Annotated in this window: 12 protein-coding genes; 8 read left to right on the top strand and 4 right to left on the bottom strand. The window is 68.1% G+C overall.

What is annotated here, in order from left to right; genetic code table 11:
- Positions 1–165: 165 nt before the first annotated feature.
- From ENSA7_RS11565 to ENSA7_RS11580, 4 genes are all read right to left on the bottom strand, one after another.
- Positions 166–4,683 carry an ATP-binding protein gene (locus ENSA7_RS11565; RefSeq protein ID WP_106089315.1) on the bottom strand — a complete coding sequence of 1,506 codons (4,518 nt, stop codon included), beginning with the start codon at positions 4,681–4,683 and terminating at the stop codon, positions 166–168.
- A gap of 44 nt (positions 4,684–4,727) precedes the next feature.
- The gene (locus tag ENSA7_RS11570; RefSeq protein WP_106089316.1) at positions 4,728–5,591 is read right to left on the bottom strand and encodes a sensor histidine kinase; all 864 of its coding nucleotides are present in this window, start codon (positions 5,589–5,591) and stop codon (positions 4,728–4,730) included.
- Between the two features lie 201 nt (positions 5,592–5,792).
- Entirely contained in the window at positions 5,793–6,902 is a 1,110-nt protein-coding gene (locus ENSA7_RS11575) for an NAD-dependent epimerase/dehydratase family protein (protein ID WP_106089317.1), read from the bottom strand.
- Positions 6,899–8,056, bottom strand: coding sequence for a GNAT family N-acetyltransferase (locus ENSA7_RS11580; RefSeq protein WP_146157591.1), 1,158 nt, complete (start codon positions 8,054–8,056; stop codon positions 6,899–6,901). Before ENSA7_RS11580 ends, ENSA7_RS11575 begins: the two co-directional genes overlap by 4 nt.
- A gap of 543 nt (positions 8,057–8,599) precedes the next feature.
- Here ENSA7_RS11580 and ENSA7_RS11585 point away from each other — a divergent pair.
- From ENSA7_RS11585 to ENSA7_RS11620, 8 genes are all read left to right on the top strand, one after another.
- Entirely contained in the window at positions 8,600–10,180 is a 1,581-nt protein-coding gene (locus tag ENSA7_RS11585; protein WP_106089319.1) for an aminotransferase class I/II-fold pyridoxal phosphate-dependent enzyme, read from the top strand.
- Complete coding sequence (locus ENSA7_RS11590; protein WP_106089320.1) at positions 10,177–11,253, top strand: ACP S-malonyltransferase; 1,077 nt, start codon at positions 10,177–10,179, stop codon at positions 11,251–11,253. Before ENSA7_RS11585 ends, ENSA7_RS11590 begins: the two co-directional genes overlap by 4 nt.
- Entirely contained in the window at positions 11,238–11,786 is a 549-nt protein-coding gene (locus tag ENSA7_RS11595; RefSeq protein ID WP_106089321.1) for a 3-hydroxyacyl-ACP dehydratase FabZ family protein, read from the top strand. Before ENSA7_RS11590 ends, ENSA7_RS11595 begins: the two co-directional genes overlap by 16 nt.
- Positions 11,787–11,819: 33 nt before the next feature.
- On the top strand, positions 11,820–13,124 hold the full coding sequence (locus ENSA7_RS11600; protein WP_244923775.1) for a beta-ketoacyl-[acyl-carrier-protein] synthase family protein: 1,305 nt from the start codon (positions 11,820–11,822) through the stop codon (positions 13,122–13,124).
- A gap of 9 nt (positions 13,125–13,133) precedes the next feature.
- A complete protein-coding gene (locus ENSA7_RS11605) occupies positions 13,134–13,892 on the top strand; it encodes an SDR family oxidoreductase (RefSeq protein ID WP_106089323.1) in 759 nt (252 codons plus the stop codon).
- Between the two features lie 219 nt (positions 13,893–14,111).
- Positions 14,112–15,374: a hydroxymethylglutaryl-CoA synthase family protein gene (locus tag ENSA7_RS11610; RefSeq protein WP_106089324.1), complete on the top strand. Its 1,263-nt coding sequence runs from the start codon at positions 14,112–14,114 to the stop codon at positions 15,372–15,374.
- Positions 15,374–16,171, top strand: coding sequence for an enoyl-CoA hydratase/isomerase family protein (locus ENSA7_RS11615; protein WP_106089325.1), 798 nt, complete (start codon positions 15,374–15,376; stop codon positions 16,169–16,171). The genes ENSA7_RS11610 and ENSA7_RS11615 overlap by 1 nt, the downstream gene beginning before the upstream one ends.
- Positions 16,164–16,985 carry a polyketide synthase gene (locus ENSA7_RS11620; protein WP_106089326.1) on the top strand — a complete coding sequence of 274 codons (822 nt, stop codon included), beginning with the start codon at positions 16,164–16,166 and terminating at the stop codon, positions 16,983–16,985. Before ENSA7_RS11615 ends, ENSA7_RS11620 begins: the two co-directional genes overlap by 8 nt.
- Positions 16,986–17,015 lie beyond the last annotated feature (30 nt).

Consider the following 17,015-nt stretch of genomic DNA (forward strand, 5'->3'; position numbering starts at 1 on the left):
CTAGAGCGCCGATCAGTTTGGAGTCGCGTCGTCAGGTGCGTCTGGGGCCGTTCCTGCCTAGGAGCGAGGCCGAAGCTGTATCCGGCATACTGCAAGCGCCGAGTCGACAACGGCAGGAGCGGCCCCAGATGTGCCTGGCGTCGTGAATTCAAACTGGTCGGTGCTCTAGAGCACGTACGAGCCGAGTGCGTCTTCGAGATCGGACGGCGAGCACGGCACCCGCAGCGTCGCGTACTCGTAGCTGGCCGGCTCAGCGCCATGCTTGACGAGCTCCACGATGTGCAGGTTGAGCAGCGGCTCGAGCACGGTGACCGGCTCGATCGAGGTGCCGTCGGCCAGCAACACCGCGTTTTGCTCGAGCTTCGTCGAATTGAACTGGTCCGGGTCGAACACGCTGTAGTTCGCGCCCAACTCGTCGAGCGCCGTGGCGATCGAGGCACGGACCTCGGTGTCGGGGTGAACGACCACGACGCGACGCGCGGACTCGGCCTGCGACGCGGGCTTTTGCCCGAGCGGGAGTCGAGCACGCAGCGCGACCTGCTTGCGGTCCGCGTTGGCGTTGAGCTGACCGCCAAAGCTCTGGACCAGTCGCTCGCAGGTGGAGAACGCGCCCAGGACCGGCATGCGAGAGACCGGACTCGGCGCGGAGACGCGGATCATCAAGTGGCTGCCCGGCGTGGGTCCGGCGGCGTCGGCAAATCCGGCGTGTGACTTGTTGCCGACCGACAGCTCCGCTGCCTCGGCGTCGACGGCGATGACCGCGGTGATCGGGGCGTCCGGGCCGACCGCGTCGTGGCACGCGAGCACGAGGTTGATCAGCACGACCTCGAGATCCGCGGACGCGATCGGGACCGAGAGCGTGGGGTCGATGCAGCGAATCTCGAGTGACTCGTCGCTGATCGACCCGCTGACGGCGTCGCGCACGGGAGCGATGAGCTGACCCAAGATCGTGTGGGGCGAGGCGGTCGAACCCAGGTCCCAGGCCTCGAGGACGTCAGTCTGGCTGGCGAGGGTCGGCGCGGTGGAGCGACGTCGCCGGGGCTTGCTGCCGACCGCGGAGGTCAGCATCCCGGCCGCGGGGATCTCGTAGCCCGAGTCTTCGAGCTTGTTCCGCGACCCGGTGTCGATCGCCAGCAAGCTGTCTTCTTCTTCGATCTCGGTGAAGTCGCTGAGCAGCACTTGGTCCTGCAGCCCAAGTCGACGGCCAAGGTTGCGGGCGACGCGATCGTGCTCGGCGGCGGCGAGCACGTTCTCGCCGGTCTGCAGGCGCGACAGCGCCACGTGGGCCTGTCGGGCGATGTAGAGGTTCTCGTGGGTCTCGAAGTCGGCGACGATCTTCGCGGCGATCGTGCGGGCGTGCTCGTTGTTCCCGGCCTGCAGCGCGAGCCGGACCTCGAGCAGCTCGCCGTGGACGCGCAGCCGCGGCGACTGCTTGGCGGCGGCCCGGGACTTGCGAATTGCCTGGCGCAGGTACTTCTGGTCCTGGACGCTCGTCGGCGGCCACTCGAGCATGATCCAGACCGTGACGAAGTGGATCTCCGAGCAGTACTCGGGCACCCCCGGCAGCTCGCCGAGGATCGCCTTCGCGGCGCTGACCTGTGCCGTCGCGATCTTGCGAGACTTGTGCTCGAGCGCCGCGTAGGCCAGGTGCACGCGGGCCATCAGGCGCTCGACGCCAGTCATGTCGGCGGTGTCGAGCTGCGCCGAGAGGGCGATGAGCCGAGGCTGGAGATCGGTCCGACCCTGCCGCGCGAGCACGTGGAGCTTGAGCGCCTCGAGCGTGGCCGTTGCGACGAACTTGCCGTTGCGGCGGGCGGTCGCCGTGGCCTCGTCGAACCACCCGAGCACCATCTCGGCGGGCTCGCGATCGCGCCCGTAGAGGCCCTTGAAGGTGATCGAGAGGATCGAGATGGACACGTCGCCGGTCTCGCGGAACGCCGCGATCGCGTCGTCGAGCATGTCCTGACCCTCTTCATAGCGGTCCGACGGCAACAGGCTGACGTGGCCCCACATGTGCTTGGCCCAGCCCTGCGCCCAGTGGTCCTTGGCCTTGACCGCGATCTCGAAGGCGAGCCCGAACAGCTCGTTGCCACGCTGGTACCGGCCGAGCGAGGCCCACATCGCAGCCTCGACGCTGTGCACCATCGAGGCGGGTCCGCTGTCGAGGCCCTTGGCGATCCAGTGCCCGCGCGCGATGTACATGGGCATGCCGGCGACGTCGTCGACGAGGCTCATGATCGCCATGAACGGGTACAGGCGACACAGCGCCTCGCGAACCTCGACGCTCATCTTGGTCGGCTTTGGCGGGCCGAACCACGATCGCAGCATCGCGCCAAGCATGGCGGCGAGCTTGCCCAGCGGGCTGGCTGGGGTGGGCTCGGCGACGACCTCGAGCGCCATGTTGCCGAGCTGTCGGGCCTCGATGTTCGCGGCCTTCGAGAACAGGAACGAGACCGCCTTGGCGCCGGTCTGGACAGCCCGGGGGCCGTCGCTCGTTGCGATGATAGCGGTGTAGAGCGAGACCGCGGTGTCGAGGTCGTCGCTGAGCAGGCAGATGTCCGCGAGCCCCTCGGCGGCCTGGCTGCGCTGCTCGGCGTCGCGGCTGTGCTCGAGGGCGCGCTCGAGGTGCCAGCGGGCGCGCTCGAGGTCATAGACGGCGAGCCGCTCGCGGCCGGCGTCGACGTGCAGACGCGAGAGCCGATCGAAGCTCTCGGGGTTGGTGTCGCCGCTGGGATCGAGGGCGAGATCGCGGTGGTAGGCGATCTGGGCGACCGGGGCGTTGCGGGCGGCGACGAGCACGGCGACCGCGGCGTGGGCAGCACGCCGCTCCGCTTCGGTGAACGAGTCCAGGACCAGCTCGCGGATCGTGTCGTGGGGAAACCGGACGCCCTGGGCATCCTGGGCGCCCGGCCCGGTCTGGGCCAGGATCCCGCGCTTGATCAGATCCGCCAAGCTGGTCTCGAGGTCGTCGGTCTCGAGCTCGCGGATGGTCTCGATGTCGACCTCGGCGCCCATGACGGCGATCCGCAGCGCGAGCTCGCGAACCCCCGACTCGGCGGCCGCGAGCCGAACGCCAAACACATCCTCGATCTCGACGCCGCCGTCGCGTCGGTCACGGAGCGACCGGCGTGCGCGCCAGACCCCGTCCTCGGTGTTGCGCGCGAGCTGGCCCTGGTCGATCCAGGCCCGAAGGTTGTTCCACGCGGCGAGCGGCAGGCCCTTGCTCATTGACCACAGGGTGTGGCTGAGCGCGTCGGCCTCGACGATCCCACCGGTCAGCGTCTGCGCCAACAGCTGGCCGATCTCGGGCTCCGAGAGCGGGTTGAGATCGACCGGCTCAAACTCGAAGTCGGGGGTGAACCCGCCGCTCTTGCTGCGCAGGCCCATGACCAGCAGCGTGTGGTGGGCCGGGCGACGCTGGGCGAGGATCTTGAGCACGATCGCCGAGCTGCCGTCGATGGTCTCGAGGTTGTCGAGCACCAGCACCAGCGGGCGCTTGGAGGTGCCGATCGAGCGGAGCAGATCCGCGATCACGGCGGTGTGACGGCTGAAGTCTTCGCCGAGCTCGAGCCGCGGCAGCTCTTCGACGTTGCGCAGGACCTCGCCGAGCGACGGCGCGCTGCGAGTGACGATTGCGCCGAGGTGCCGGGTCGCGCGGTTGATCCGACGCCGAACGTCATCTCGCTCGTCCGCGTTGAGCCTGGCGAGCGCCTGCGGGAGCTGCTCGAGGGCGTTGAGCAGGCCACCGCGGCTGTCGGCGCTGTGCTCTTGCCACGCACCCGTGAGCACGATCGCGTCGTCACTGTGCGCGCGGGCGTCGACGAATTCGGCCATCAAGCGCGACTTGCCGACGCCGCGGGGGCCCTTGATGATGATCGCGGTGGGCTGGGCGATCTGGGCCTGGTCGAGCCCACGCCGGAGCTCGACCAGCGCGACCGCACGCCCAATGAAGGGCGGATCAGCGGGCAGCGCGGGGTCTGTATTCGCGCCGCCGGCCTGCGCGAGCGCCTGCAGCCGCTCGCGCAGCTCGAGCGCGGTGGCGGGCGGATCGACGAGCGCGGCGGTCATGGCCTCGTCGCCGAACTCGCGGACGAGCTCGCACAGCGCGTCGATGTCAGCCTGCGCGCTGGCGGGGCCTTCGGTGGTCTCGCCGAGCAGGTGCGTGAACGAGTCGAGGAAGAAGAACAGGTCGTCCTCGACACAGATCCGCTGACGGTCGAACCGGACCCCGTGGACCCGGGCCGCGTGGAGCTGCGTCAACAAGCTGGCGTGCTCGTACGCGAGGGCCCACAGCTTGCGCTGTCCGACCGCTGACGCGAGCGCCGGGGAGCTGGCCGCTTGCTCGACGGTGACCTGGCAGGCCAGCACGATCCACGCCGGGGTCCGACCGATCGCGACGGCCCGCGGCTGAAACCGGCTCTCGACCCGGAACGCGCGGACCAGTCGCGCGTCGGCGTCAGGCCCGGCGGGGGCGGGGAGCAGGTGCAGCTCGAAGCCGCGGGCGACGGGAGCACCCAACGACTTCTCGAGATCCTTGACCGCGACGACGACCGTCTCACCGAGCGCGCGTGGCTTACCCGTGACATGGAAGCGGTCCCACAGGATCGCGCCTTGCTCGAGTGTGCTCGGGTCGACGTCCGCGAGACGTCCGAGGTCCCTGAGCGCGGTGGTTCCTGTCGCCATGATCTAACAGCTTGACAGTTCTACGGCTCGGCGAGGACTGCCGATCAAGCTCGCGGGACTCCGAAGGTGAAGCGCGTGCCTTGGCCCATGATCGATTGCAGCTGGAGGTTGCCGCCCCACCCCTCGACGAGGCGGCGGCAGGTCGGGAGCCCGACGCCCGATCCTTTGGCTTTGGTCGTGAAGAACAGATCGAAGATCTTCGCCTGAAGCTCGGGCGGGATGCCAGGGCCATTGTCGGCGACCTGCACGAACACGTCATCGGTCGCGACCCAAGCCGAGAGCGTGATGCGGCCCTCGGGGCCGTCGGGGATCACGTCGATGGCGTTGTTGATGAGGTTCGCGAGCACGCGGAGCAGCGCCCCGCGGGGGGCGAGCACGTCGGTGCGCGGCGGGTCTTCGAGGCGCAGGCGGCCCTTGGAGACCCGTCGGTGCATTCGCGCGGTGGTCTTGAGCAGGTCCGGCAGATCCACGACGGTCCCGGCGCCGGCCCCTCGCTGGACCGCGACGCCATCGCGGGTGATGTTGGCCATCGTGACGGCGACCAGGCGGAGCTCGTCGATACTCCGCAGCACCCCGGTGACCTTCTCGGGCTCGGAGGCGGTCGCGGCCATGCCCAGCAGGCCGTGGCGCGAGTGATCGATGTGGGCGATGAGGACCTGCAACAGCGAGCGTAGATCGTGCATCGCCCCGGCCGCGAGCGTGGCCGTGGAGGCTCGATCGAGCTGCTCGGCGAGCAGCTCCACGAACGAGGTCGCGCCCTTGTCCTCGGCGGTGAGTCGCTGCGCCTGCGAGTCCAGGAACCCCAGCAGGCAGCGCCCGAACTCGTCGGGGTCGCCCGACTCGGCGTAGAGTCGTTCGAGTTCGGCCGTGAGGTTCACGCCGCCCTTGCTGTGCGCCGGTGTTGTCATCCTGTGGTTGGCGCGGCTCGTTCTTTGGTGCAGTGATTGGTCGCCCGACCAAGCCCAGACGACCAGGTGCACTGTACAAAAGAACGATACGTGAGCGCTACTACGGGGCTGTATGCTTGTTGCGCGGGTCTGGCTGCCACTTGCGCCTGTTCGATCGAGCAGCGAACGATCCACCCTGCTGAATTGACCACCGTGCGCGGATCACAACATCTGATGATCGCGCAGCCATCGGACCGTGTCTTCGAGGCCCTGCTCGAGCGGAAAAGTGGGCGACCAGTCGAGGTCGGCGCGGGCCCGGCTGTCGTCGCACCACCAGCCGCTCGACAGGCTCCCGCGGGCCTTGTCGAGCGTCAGCGCGGGGACCTGCCCGCGCAGTCGCCCCAATCCCTGATTGAGCAGACCGACGGACCGAACGGCGAATCCTGGCAGCGGGATCGTCAACGCGCGACGCCCGAGCGCCGCCGCTGCGACCTGCCCGAACTGCGCGACGCTCGAGCGCTGGCCATCGGTCAAGTAGTAGAGGCCGGCGCCGCGGGGGTCGTGGGGGTCACCGAGGACCTCGGGGTCACCGCCACCCCCGGCGTGGACATGACCGGCCGTACCCTCGCTCGGGATCGGTGTGCCGCGCTCACCCGCGAGCGCGATACCCAGCGCGAGATCTCGCCCGTGAATCGCGGACATCCACGTGGGGCGCAGGCCCGGCTGCGCGACGACCCGCATCGCGGCCGACTTGATCATGTGCAGGACGTCCTCGTCGCGGGGTCCGTAGACCAGGGGCGGTCGCACGATCACCAGCTCGACGCCCCCGCGGCGGGCCGACGCGACCGCGAGCTGCTCGCCCGCGAGCTTCGAGTCGCCGTAGTCCGTGAAGTTGCGCTCGTGTCGGTGGTGCTCACGTCGAGGGCTGCGCGGGTGCGAGGGCCCGGCGGCCATCAGCGACGAGATGTGGACGACCCGACGCGGACCCTGGCCCGCGGCCCTCGCTCGCGCGATCGCGGCGTAGAGGTTGCCCACGCCCTCGACGTTGGCGCGGTCGAAGCCGACCCGGTCGAACGCCGCGGTCGTGCCAGCCACGTGGTAGACGAGCTCGACGTTGGCCATGGCCTGGGCCAGCGAGTCGATGTCGTCGAGGCTCGCGTAGGCGAGCGTGAACGGAGACCCGCCCGCGCCGAGCTCGAGCTTGTCGAGCCGCGAGCTGCGGCGGACCATCGCGCGCACGTCGTGGCCCCGCTCGCGCAGGACCTCGCACAGGTGGCTGCCGATGAACCCGCTGGCCCCGGTGACCAGCGCGGTGTGTCGCGGCGCGCTCATGCTGCCCCCTTGGCGAACACCTGCTCGTAGATCCGGTAGTGGGCGACGGGGTCGCAGCCAAAGTTGCTGATCGCTCGGTTGACCAGCTCGTTGTCTTCGAGGGTCCAGCCGATCTCGCCGCCCCACCAGCCGAGCGCCCGGCACCGCTCGGCCATCTCGAGGAACAAGATCGAGTCGAGCCCGCGGCGTCGAAAGCCCTCGCGAATGCCCAGCAAGATCAGCCGCCCGGAGTTGACGGTGTTGGCGATCTCCAGATCCCAGACCAGCTGCAGCACCCCAAACGGAAACAGCTTGCCGTCGAGCTTCTTGAGCACCGGGTTGACGTTCATGATCGTCAGCGCGAACGCGACCGGCTCGCCGTCGACCTCGGCGATCAGCGGCAGCGAGGGGTGCAGGACCAGCTTGAGATCCTTGGCGATGTGGCGAAATTCTTTCTCGCCGACCGGCACGAACCCCCAGTTGTTCTCCCACGCGCCGTTGTAGACCTCGAGCGCGCGGCTGACCTCGGTGTCCCAGTCGTCGAAGCTCATCGCGCGCACCCGCACGTTCTCGCGCTCCCGCATCTTCTTGGCGATGCGGACGACCCGGGGCGGGATCGGCGTGCTCAGCTCGATGCCCCACTGGACCAGATCCTTGGCCTGGCGCAGGCCCTGGCCGGTCAGCAGCGAGTCGTACCAGGGCGGGTTGTAGGGCATGTTGATGCCCGGATCCCGATCGAAGGCGTCGAGCAACACGCCGCACACGTAGTTGGTCGAGAAGTCCATCGGGCCGATCATCTTGTCGAGCCCGCGACGCTCGAGCCACGCGCGCGCGCGACCCAGCAGCGCCGACGCGACCTCGGGATCATCGGGGGATTCGAACATCCCGAAGTGCCCGGTCTTGTCGGTATGGAACGCGCGCCAGTCGCGATCTTCGATCGCCGCGATCCGCCCGACGTCGCGCCCGTGCTTGCGCGCGATCCACAGCGACACGTCGGCGTGCTCGAGGAACGGGTTCTTGCGCGGGTTCAGGTAGTCCCTGCGATCCATCAGCAGCGGCGGGACCCAGTGATCGTTTGGGTAGAGCTCGCGGTGGATGTGCCAGGGCACCCGAATGAAGCGCTCGACCAACTTGCGATCGGTCAGCGGGACTTCGACGATCTCGAGCGTGGACATCGGCAGGCCGCCATAGCACACCTGTTTTCAGCGTGGGCCAGGCTTGTGACCTGGACCCGCAAAGAGTGAATGCCTTTCGCCTTTCGGAGCGCCGGGTGGTTGCGAGTCGCGCGCACAGAGTGTCAAGAAAAACGAGTGAAATCATGCGCTTGCGAACTACGTGGCGCGGGTCGCTCGACAGCGATTTTGAAGCATCGCATGAAGGTCTCTCGAGCGATCAGTAGCCTGGCCAGAGCTGCCAACCGGCACTTCAGTGCGCAGAACTTCAGTGCGCACAGGCGCGAACGAGCCGACGCAGCCTCGCGAAAGATGATCCATGTTCACGTCGCAACACTCACGCGCGTCATCTCTAGCCGGGCTGTACCTGCGTGGGCTCAGTCTGCAAGATGCCGCCACCACTCGGGCACCGTTGCAAGCTGCAACGCCGTCCCCTGGCACCGCCAGCGCCCGCCAGACCCCACAAAACGGCGCGTTTGGGTTTTTCCGTGACAGGCCCACGCCTTTGACGGTACTGAGCCCCCCCGTCACTCCCCCGTTCCAAGCATGAGCAGCGAAGCCCAGTATAGCCTCGCGGACTTCTACTTCACCGACACCGAGGATCCCTTGGTTCCACCGCCGGAATTCGGCGACTGGCACAAGGCTGGATCCTGGGCGTTTGCGCTGTTTGAGCCCGAGATGCAAGGTGCCGTCGAGCCGGTGATGAAAATCAACCGGGGCGGCAAGTCGCGGACCGTCGTCAACCTGTCCTCCTACAATTACCTGGGCCTGGCCGCCCACCCGGAGGTCATCGAGGCCGGCAAGCGGGCGCTGTCCAAGTACGGCACTGGCGCGTGCGGCTCCCCGATGCTGTCGGGCATGACGGACCTGCACCGCGAGCTCGAGGCCGAGCTGATCAAGTTCACCGGCCACGAGGACGTGATGCTGTTCAACAGCGGCTTCGGTGGCGGGCTCGGCACCCTGACCGGGGTGCTGCGCAAGGGCGACGTCGCGCTGCTCGATGACAAGTGTCACCTGTGCCTGATTGACGGCGTGAAGCTCGCCAAGGCGAAGCTGCAGTTCTTCGCGCACAACGACCCGCAGTCACTCGAGGACCTGCTCAACAAGACCGGCGGCCGGCGTCGGCTGATCGTCATCGAGGGCGTGTACTCGATGGACGGCGACACCGCCAAGCTCCCGCAGATCATCGAGATCGCCAACCGCCACGGCGTCGGCATCATGATCGACGAGGCCCACTCGATCCTGGCCCTCGGCGAGCGTGGGCGCGGCTGCGCCGAGCACTACGGCCTGCCGCCCAGCGCGATCGGCCTGCAGTACGCGACCTTCTCCAAGTCGTTCGCGCACGCGGGCAGCTTCGTCGCGGGCAACGCGGACCTGATCCGATACCTGCGCTTCTACATCAACGGCTACGCGTTCTCGTGCGCGCTGCCGCCGGTCGTCGTCGGCGGGCTGCTCAAGGGGCTCGAGCTCGCGACCCGCGACAACTCGCTGCGCGAGAAGCTGTGGGCCAACGTCAACTACTTCCGTGACGGGGCCGAGTCGCTCGGCCTCAACCTCGGCGACAGCGACTCGCAGGTGTTCCCGATCATCATTGGCGGCGATCGCCAGATGCTCTACGAGCAGTGCCGCGCCATGAACGACGCGGGGCTGTTCCTCGCGCCCGTCGACTACCCCTCGGTGTCCGAGGACTCGCTGCGCTACCGCGTGGCCGTGACCGCCGCCCACGAGACCGTGGATCTGGATCGCGCCCTGCAGATCCTCGAGGACACCGTGGTCAAGGCCATGCGCGACGCGGGCACGCTCGGCGCCAACACGGCCGCGGCCGAGGCCGCCAAGGCGCGCCGCGAGGGCCAGGCCAACGCCAAGGCCGCCGACAGCACCATGGCCGACTGGCAGACCATGGCGAAGTTCTTGTTGAGACAGGCCAGCGCGATCGCGAACTCGTCCAACAAACGAGCTCGTATCGCGCAGCTATCTTCGATGGCCTACGACCACTTCGTCGAGCGCGCGCACGACCCAGCTTCAGCCTACGACCGGCTGCTGCGGGCCTATGGCGAGCTGGATCTGCGCGACGGCGTCAGCTCGCTGATGAACGCCCGCGAAAAGTTGCGCAAGGATCGCCGATGACGCCCCTCGACTCTTCCGCTCTCGATCTTGGTGGTGCCACCAGCCTGCACGCTGGGGCCAGTGATCGGGCCAGTGATCGGGCCACTATCGATCCGCCGCTGGTCTTCATGTTTCCGGGTCAGAGCTCGCGCTACCCCGGCATGCTCGATCGCCTCGTCGACCTGCACCGGCCCAACGCGAACCTGCTCGCGTGGGCCTCGGACCTGCTCGGTCGCGACCTCGCGGCCCAGTACCACGTCGACGCGGGCGAGGCTGCGTTCGCGCGCAACGTCGACGTCCAGGTCGGGGTGTTCCTGGCCAATCACATGTTCCTCGCCACGCTCGAGGCCGCGGGCATCGAGGCCGAGCTCTCGCTCGGCTTGAGCCTGGGCGAGTGGAACCACCTCGTGCACATCGGCGCGGTCTCGTTCGAGTCCGCGCTGCGGGCCGTGGAGCTGCGTGGCCGCTGCTACGACGAGGGCCCGCGCGGCTGGATGGCCGCGATTCAGCCGATCTCCGACGAAGACCTGGCCGCGGTGGTCAGCAGCGCGGCCAAGCTCGGCGTGCTCGAGGTCGTCAACCTCAACTCGCCGCAGCAGCACGTGGTCGCGGGTGAGCGGGCCGCGGTCGAGGCCGCGGTCGAGCACGCCGAGGACGAATTCTACGCGCAGCCGCAGATCATCGAGCGCAACGTGCCGATGCACTCGTCGCTGTTTCGGGTCGTGGGTGAGCGGTTCCGCGAGCACCTCGACCAGCTCGAGTTCGCGGCCCCGCGCCTGCCCTACCTGCCCAACCGGCTCGGGCAGCTGCTCCACAACCCCAGCCGCGCCCAGCTGATCGACCTGCTCTCGACCCACGTCCACGAGCCGGTCCTGTGGCGGCGGTCGCTCGACCACATCGTCTCGCACCACCCAGACGCGGTGTTCGTCGAGGTCGGGCCGATGTCGGTGCTGCACAACCTCATGCACCGCAAGTGGCTGCGCAACCGCAAGTTCCGGACCGACAGCCGCGAACAGCTCGCGGATCACTTTGCGAGCGTGGTGGCCAAGCTCGGCGTCGACGAGCGAAAGGGTTCGGCTTGCACACCAAGCTGATCAAGTCCGGCCGCCGACGCTCACTGTTCACCGAGGCGTCGACCACCCAGGTGGTGGCGCTGGGCCGTGCGCAGCTCGAGCGCATGCTGCCCCACCGTGATCCGATGTTGCTGGTCGACGGGATCACCCGCGTGGACCTCGCGCAGGGCATGGTCGAGGGCCGCCGCCGGGTGGCCGCCGACGACCCGGTGTTCGCCGGTCACTTCCCGGGCGATCCGGTCTACCCAGGCGTGCTGTTGCTCGAGATGGTCGGCCAGCTGGGGATCTGCCTGCAGCACCTGCTGGACAGGTTCACGGTCGGTGCGCCGATCGAGCTGTCCGCGGACGATCAACCTCGCGCCTTGCGCCTGCTCAAAGTCGAGCACGCGCTGTTCCAGGGCGCGGTGCGACCCGGCGATGAGCTGACCCTGGTCGCCAAGTCGGTCGAGAACAGCGACTATGTGTCCGTTTGCGTCGGTCAGGCGCTGCTCGGTGAGCAGGTGCTGGCGCTCGCGATCTACGAGGTCTTCATGCTCGACGATGACGCGAGCTAGACCCCTCCCCCACGAACTTGCAGGAGCTGAGCCTTGAGTCCCCAACAAAAGCGCATCGTCGTCACCGGAATGGGCATCAACACCCCGATCGGTGACACCCTCGACGACTTCTACACCAACCTGATCGCCGGCAAGTCGGCGATCACCAATTGGAAGTGGCTCGAGAATGACGCCGTGTACTCCAAAGTTGGGGGCGACCTCAGCGAGTACGATTCGAAGGCCAAGCTCGCCTCGCTCAAGAAGGCGCTGGTGCCCTCCACCTACAAGCGCCTGCGCCAGCTGCTCAAGAAGGCGCCGTTCTCCACGGGCATCTCGGCGCTGGTCTCCGCCGACGCGTGGATCGACGCCGGGCTGTCGGGCAAAGAGGACACCATGGACCCGACGCGCCGCGCGACGCTGGTCGGCGGGCACAACCTCAACGAGCGCTACTTCACGACCAACTACGAGACCTTCCTCGACGAGCCCGACTACATCGACTCGCTCGCGGCGCTGCTGATGCTCGACACCGATCACGCGGGCACCGTCAGCGAGGTCCTGGGCAGCCAGGGCGCCGCGTACACGATGGGTGGCGCGTGCGCGAGCGCCAACATGGCGCTGCGCAGCTGCATCGACGAGATCCGCCACCACGATCACGACCTCGCGCTGTGCGTCGGCCCGGTGCTCGACTTCTCGCAGATGGGCCCGCACGCCATGGCGATGATGGGCGCGATCACCTTCCAGAGCTTCAACGACACCCCGGAGCTGGCCAGCCGGCCCTACGACACCCGCCGCGAGGGCTTCGTGCCGTCGCACGGGGCCGCGTGCCTGGTGCTCGAGGAGCTCGGCCACGCGCTCGAGCGCGGCGCCAAGATCTACGGTGAGGTGCTCGGCTGCACGGCGACCTCGGACGGCTGTCACTTGCCGTCGCCCTCCACGGAAGGGCAGGCGCGCACGATCACCCGGCTGCTGCGCCGCTGCGGGCTGACTCCGGACCAGGTCGACTTCGTGTGTGCGCACGCGACCTCGACGCCGCTCGGGGATCTGTCCGAGGTCAACGCGCTCAAGTCCGTGTTCGGCGACCACGCCTACAAGCTCAAGGTCAACGCGCCCAAGTCGATGCTGGGGCACACCTGCTGGTCAGCGCCGGCCGTCGAGACCGTCGCCGGGCTGCTGCAGATGAAGCACGGCAAGCTCCACCCCTCGATCAACGTCGACGAGCTCGATCCCGAGATCGACCTCGACGTGTGCGCCAACGAGGCCGTCGATCACCAGATCGAGATCATGCTCAAGAACTCGTTCGGGTTCGGCGGGCTCAACTGCTGCGCGCTGTTCAGCCGCTTCAACGCCAACTCCGTCTGAGACCAACTCATGTATTACTTCGTCACCGGGGGTTCACGCGGCATCGGGGCCGGCATCGTCGAGTATGCCGCTCGTCGAGGTCACCACGTTGCGTTCACTTATGTCGCGAACGCCGAGGCGGCCGAGCGGTCCAAGCAAGCCGCGCTGGCTGCAGCCAAGCAGGCCGGTCACGAGGTCGAGATCCGCCACTACCAGCTCGACGTCAAGGACGCCGATCGGGTCGAGGTCGTCGCCGACCAGGTGCTCGAGGACTTCGACACCATGGAGGTCATCGTCAATTGCGCGGGCGTCAACCGCGACAACCTCATGGTCGCGATGTCCAACGACGAGTGGCGCGAGGTCCTGGCGACCAACCTCGACGGGCCGTTCTACGTGTGTCGGCAGTTCCTGCAGACGCTGATGGCCAACCGGTTCGGGCGGATCATCAACATCTCGTCGATCCAGCACGAAGGCGGCAGCGGCCAGGCCAACTACGCGGCCGCCAAGGCGGGCCTGCACGGCCTGACCAAGACCCTCGCCAAGGAGTACGGCCGCCGCGGGATCACGGCCAACGTCGTGGTCCCCGGGTTCTTCGACACCGACATGACCCGCGAGACGATGCCGCAGGCGAACAAGGACTACTGGAAACAGTACTGTCCGATGCCGAAGGGCCGGATGGGCAAGGTCGACGAGCTCGCGGCGGTGGTCGACTTCCTCGCCAGCGAAGGCGGCGCCTTCGTCAACGGCGAGGTCATCAACGTGACCGGCGGCCTCGGCTGGACGGTCTAGTCATGACCCCCACATGCACCGTGACACTTCGCCGAATGCAGCCGCTTCGCGTCTGGTCGCTTCGCTCCTCGGGGCTGGCTGTTCGCCTGGGCATGTGTGGCCCCCTGGAAGGGGGCTCGTTGTGAGCCTGGCGAACGCTTTGGTACTACGCCGACTGGAGGGGCTCGTCAGGACCTCCACAGTCAGCCCGTCGACCAGCTACTAGGGAGGTAACGCGCCATGACCAACGCAAACAGGGTCGGTATCGAGAAGATCTTTGCCTATCCGTGCAGCATGACCCTCGATATGGTCGCGCTCGCGGAGGCGCGGGGGGTGTCGGCTTCGCATCCGATCGAGGACCTGTGGGTCGAGTCGCGCAGCCTCAACCCGGTCTGGGAAGATCCGGTCTCGATGGCCGTCAACGCGGCGCGGGGCCTGCTCGAGGGCGAGGACCCGGAGCAGATCGAGCTGGTCGTGGTCGGGACCGAGTCCAGCGTGGACTTTGGCAAGCCGATCTCCAGCTGGGTTCAGCGCCTGGCGGGGATCGGGCCCAACTGTCGCAACTACGAGACCAAGCACGCGTGCTACGGGGGCACCGGTGGCCTGATGTCGGCGGCCCACTGGATCGCGTCGGGGTTCAACCGCGGCAAGAAGGCCCTGGTGGTCTGCACGGATCAGAGCCGCATGCACCTCGGCCAGCCGTGGGAGTTCGTGCTCGGGGCCGGGGCCACGGCGATGCTGATCTCCGACAAGCCCGACCTGCTCGAGTTCGAGCTCGACAAGAACGGCTACTGGACCAACGAGATCAGCGACACGTATCGGCCCAGCTCGCGCGATGAGGTCGGCCACGCGGACACCAGCTTGTTCGGCTACCTCGAGGCCGTGGAGGGCGCCAGCGAGCACTTCATGGAGGTCTCGGGCGAGCAGGACTACGACGCCAACTTCGTGCGCCACGTCTATCATGTGCCGTTTGGCGCGATGACCTACCGGGCCCACCGCGCGGTGGTCCGGCGGTATGTCCCGAGCCTGGCCAAAAAGCAGATCCAGGGTCACTTCGAGCGCAAGAGCAAGGCCGGGCTCAAGTACAACCGCAGGCTCGGGGGCACGTACACGTCGGCGACCTTCCTGGCGTTGATGGGCACGATCTCGGCCGCCGCCGAGGGCGGGGAGCCGCTGCAGGCGGGTCAGCGGATCAGCGTGTTCTCCTATGGCTCGGGCTCGTGCTCGGAGTTCTACCCGGTCCGCGTGGGCCCGCGGGCCAACGAGATCATCGCGGCCGCGGGCCTCGACGCCCGGCTCGACGCGCGTCGCAAGGTCACCGTGCCCGAGTACGAGGCGATCGAGCAGACCCGGGCCAGCTACGTCGACAACCCAACCTACACGACCGACAAGCGCGGCCCCGATGGCGCCTGGGCCAAGCACTGGTCCGAGGCCTACGAGGGCAAGGGCCTGTGCGTCCTCGACGGCCTCGACCACTGGGAGCGGCGCTACCGGCTGAGCTGATGCGGGTCCGTTGCGAGCCCAAGGACAGCCCGGTGTGGCGGGTCCACCTCGAGCCGGGCGACAAGCCCGAGGTCGTGTTCGATGGCGCGGGCCTGGCCCAGCTCGACGCGCTGCTGCAGGCGGCCGAGGTGTCCAAGCGCTGCCGCGTGATCGTGATCGAGAGCAGCCCCGGCGTGTTCTGTCGCGGCATGGATCTCGAATTTTTGGTCGCCCACGCGGGTGAAGATCAGTCCGAGAAGCTGGCGGCCTACGCCCGCTGCATGGAGCGGCTGCGCAGCTCGGCCAAGGCCGTGATCTGTCTGGTCGACGGCGACGCGATGGGCGGTGGCGTCGGCCTGGTCGCCGCCGCGGATCTGGTGATCGCCACCGACCGCGCCAGCTTTGCCCTGCCCGAGTGCGTGCTCGGGCTGATCCCCGCGATGGTGCTGCCGCTGCTGTGCGAGCGCATGCCGGTCCAAAAGGCCCGGTGGATGGCGCTGTCGAGCCGCAGCGTCAAGGCCGACGAGGCCCTGACGATCGGCCTGGTCGACGAGCTGGTCGAGGGCCCGATCCAGCTCGAGCAGGCGCTGCGGCGCACGCTCAAGCGGCTGCTCCGGGCCAGCCCGCGCGCGGTCGCCCGGCTCAAGCGCTACTCCAGCGAGATCGCCACGCTCAGCCGCGTCGCCGCGCTCGACCACGGCGCCCAGCAGACCGCCAACGATCTGCTCGACCTCGAGACCATCACCGCGATCCGGGGCTTCATGGCTGGCGAGTCGCCGCGGTGGTTCGAGCGCTATCGGCCAGGTGGACATGACTGAGCCCAACGACCCCGACACGCCCCGCGTCACCCTCACGATCGAGGACGGGATCGCGGAGCTGTGGATGCGCGACGAGCCGGGCAACAACGCGTTCTCGCGCGGGTTCGTGGCCGAGCTGCTCGCGTGCATGGACACGCTCTCGCGCGACACCGAGGCCAAGGTCTGCGTGGTCCGGGGCCTGCCCGAGCTGTTCTCGGCTGGCGGCGACCGCAACATGCTGCTCGATCTCGCCGAGGGCCGGCTCGCGCCCTACGACCTCGAGCTGACCCGCAACCTGATCGAGCTCCCGATCCCCACGATCGCCGCGATGGAGGGCAGCGCCGTCGGTGGTGGGCTGATCTTCGGGCTCGCCTGCGACATGGTGATCATGGCCCGCGAGAGCCGCTACGGGACCAACTTCATGGATCTGGGGTTCACCCCGGGCATGGGCACGACCGGGCTCTTGCAGTTCGCGGTCGGCGAGTACCTCGCGGCCGAGATGATGTTCGGCTGCCAGTACTTCAAGGGCAGCCACTTCGAGCACCGCGCCAACGTCAACGCCGTGGTCGCGCGGGCCAAGGTGCTCGCCCACGCACGTAAGCTGGCCCTGCGCCTGACCGACAAGCCCCGGTTTGCGATCGAGCTGCTCAAGCGGCAGCTCGCGCTCCCGCGTCGCCAGGCGTTCGAGGCGGCCCGCACGGCCGAGTCGATGATGCACCAAGTGTGCTTCGCCGCGCCCGAGACCCGCGCGCGGATCCGCGAAAATTACAACCAGGTCGCTGACGACCAACCATCCAGTGGCCCGCAACCAGGCGAGAAACCTCGCCCGAGCTGAAAAACAGTTCGCTGCCCAAGGCGAATCAGT

It is taken from the genome of Enhygromyxa salina, assembly GCF_002994635.1.
Lineage (GTDB): Bacteria > Myxococcota_A > Polyangia > Nannocystales > Nannocystaceae > Plesiocystis > Plesiocystis salina_B.

What these genes read in the sequence shown, in the direction of transcription:
- ENSA7_RS11580 (WP_146157591.1), bottom strand. Translation starts at nt 8,056, where the DNA reads ATGTCCACGCTCGAGATCGTCGAAGTCCCGCTGACCGATCGCAAGTTG.
- ENSA7_RS11590 (WP_106089320.1), top strand. Translation starts at nt 10,177, where the DNA reads ATGACGCCCCTCGACTCTTCCGCTCTCGATCTTGGTGGTGCCACCAGC.
- ENSA7_RS11565 (WP_106089315.1), bottom strand. Translation starts at nt 4,683, where the DNA reads ATGGCGACAGGAACCACCGCGCTCAGGGACCTCGGACGTCTCGCGGAC.
- ENSA7_RS11620 (WP_106089326.1), top strand. Translation starts at nt 16,164, where the DNA reads ATGACTGAGCCCAACGACCCCGACACGCCCCGCGTCACCCTCACGATC.
- ENSA7_RS11585 (WP_106089319.1), top strand. Translation starts at nt 8,600, where the DNA reads ATGAGCAGCGAAGCCCAGTATAGCCTCGCGGACTTCTACTTCACCGAC.
- ENSA7_RS11570 (WP_106089316.1), bottom strand. Translation starts at nt 5,591, where the DNA reads ATGACAACACCGGCGCACAGCAAGGGCGGCGTGAACCTCACGGCCGAA.
- ENSA7_RS11615 (WP_106089325.1), top strand. Translation starts at nt 15,374, where the DNA reads ATGCGGGTCCGTTGCGAGCCCAAGGACAGCCCGGTGTGGCGGGTCCAC.
- ENSA7_RS11610 (WP_106089324.1), top strand. Translation starts at nt 14,112, where the DNA reads ATGACCAACGCAAACAGGGTCGGTATCGAGAAGATCTTTGCCTATCCG.
- ENSA7_RS11575 (WP_106089317.1), bottom strand. Translation starts at nt 6,902, where the DNA reads ATGAGCGCGCCGCGACACACCGCGCTGGTCACCGGGGCCAGCGGGTTC.
- ENSA7_RS11605 (WP_106089323.1), top strand. Translation starts at nt 13,134, where the DNA reads ATGTATTACTTCGTCACCGGGGGTTCACGCGGCATCGGGGCCGGCATC.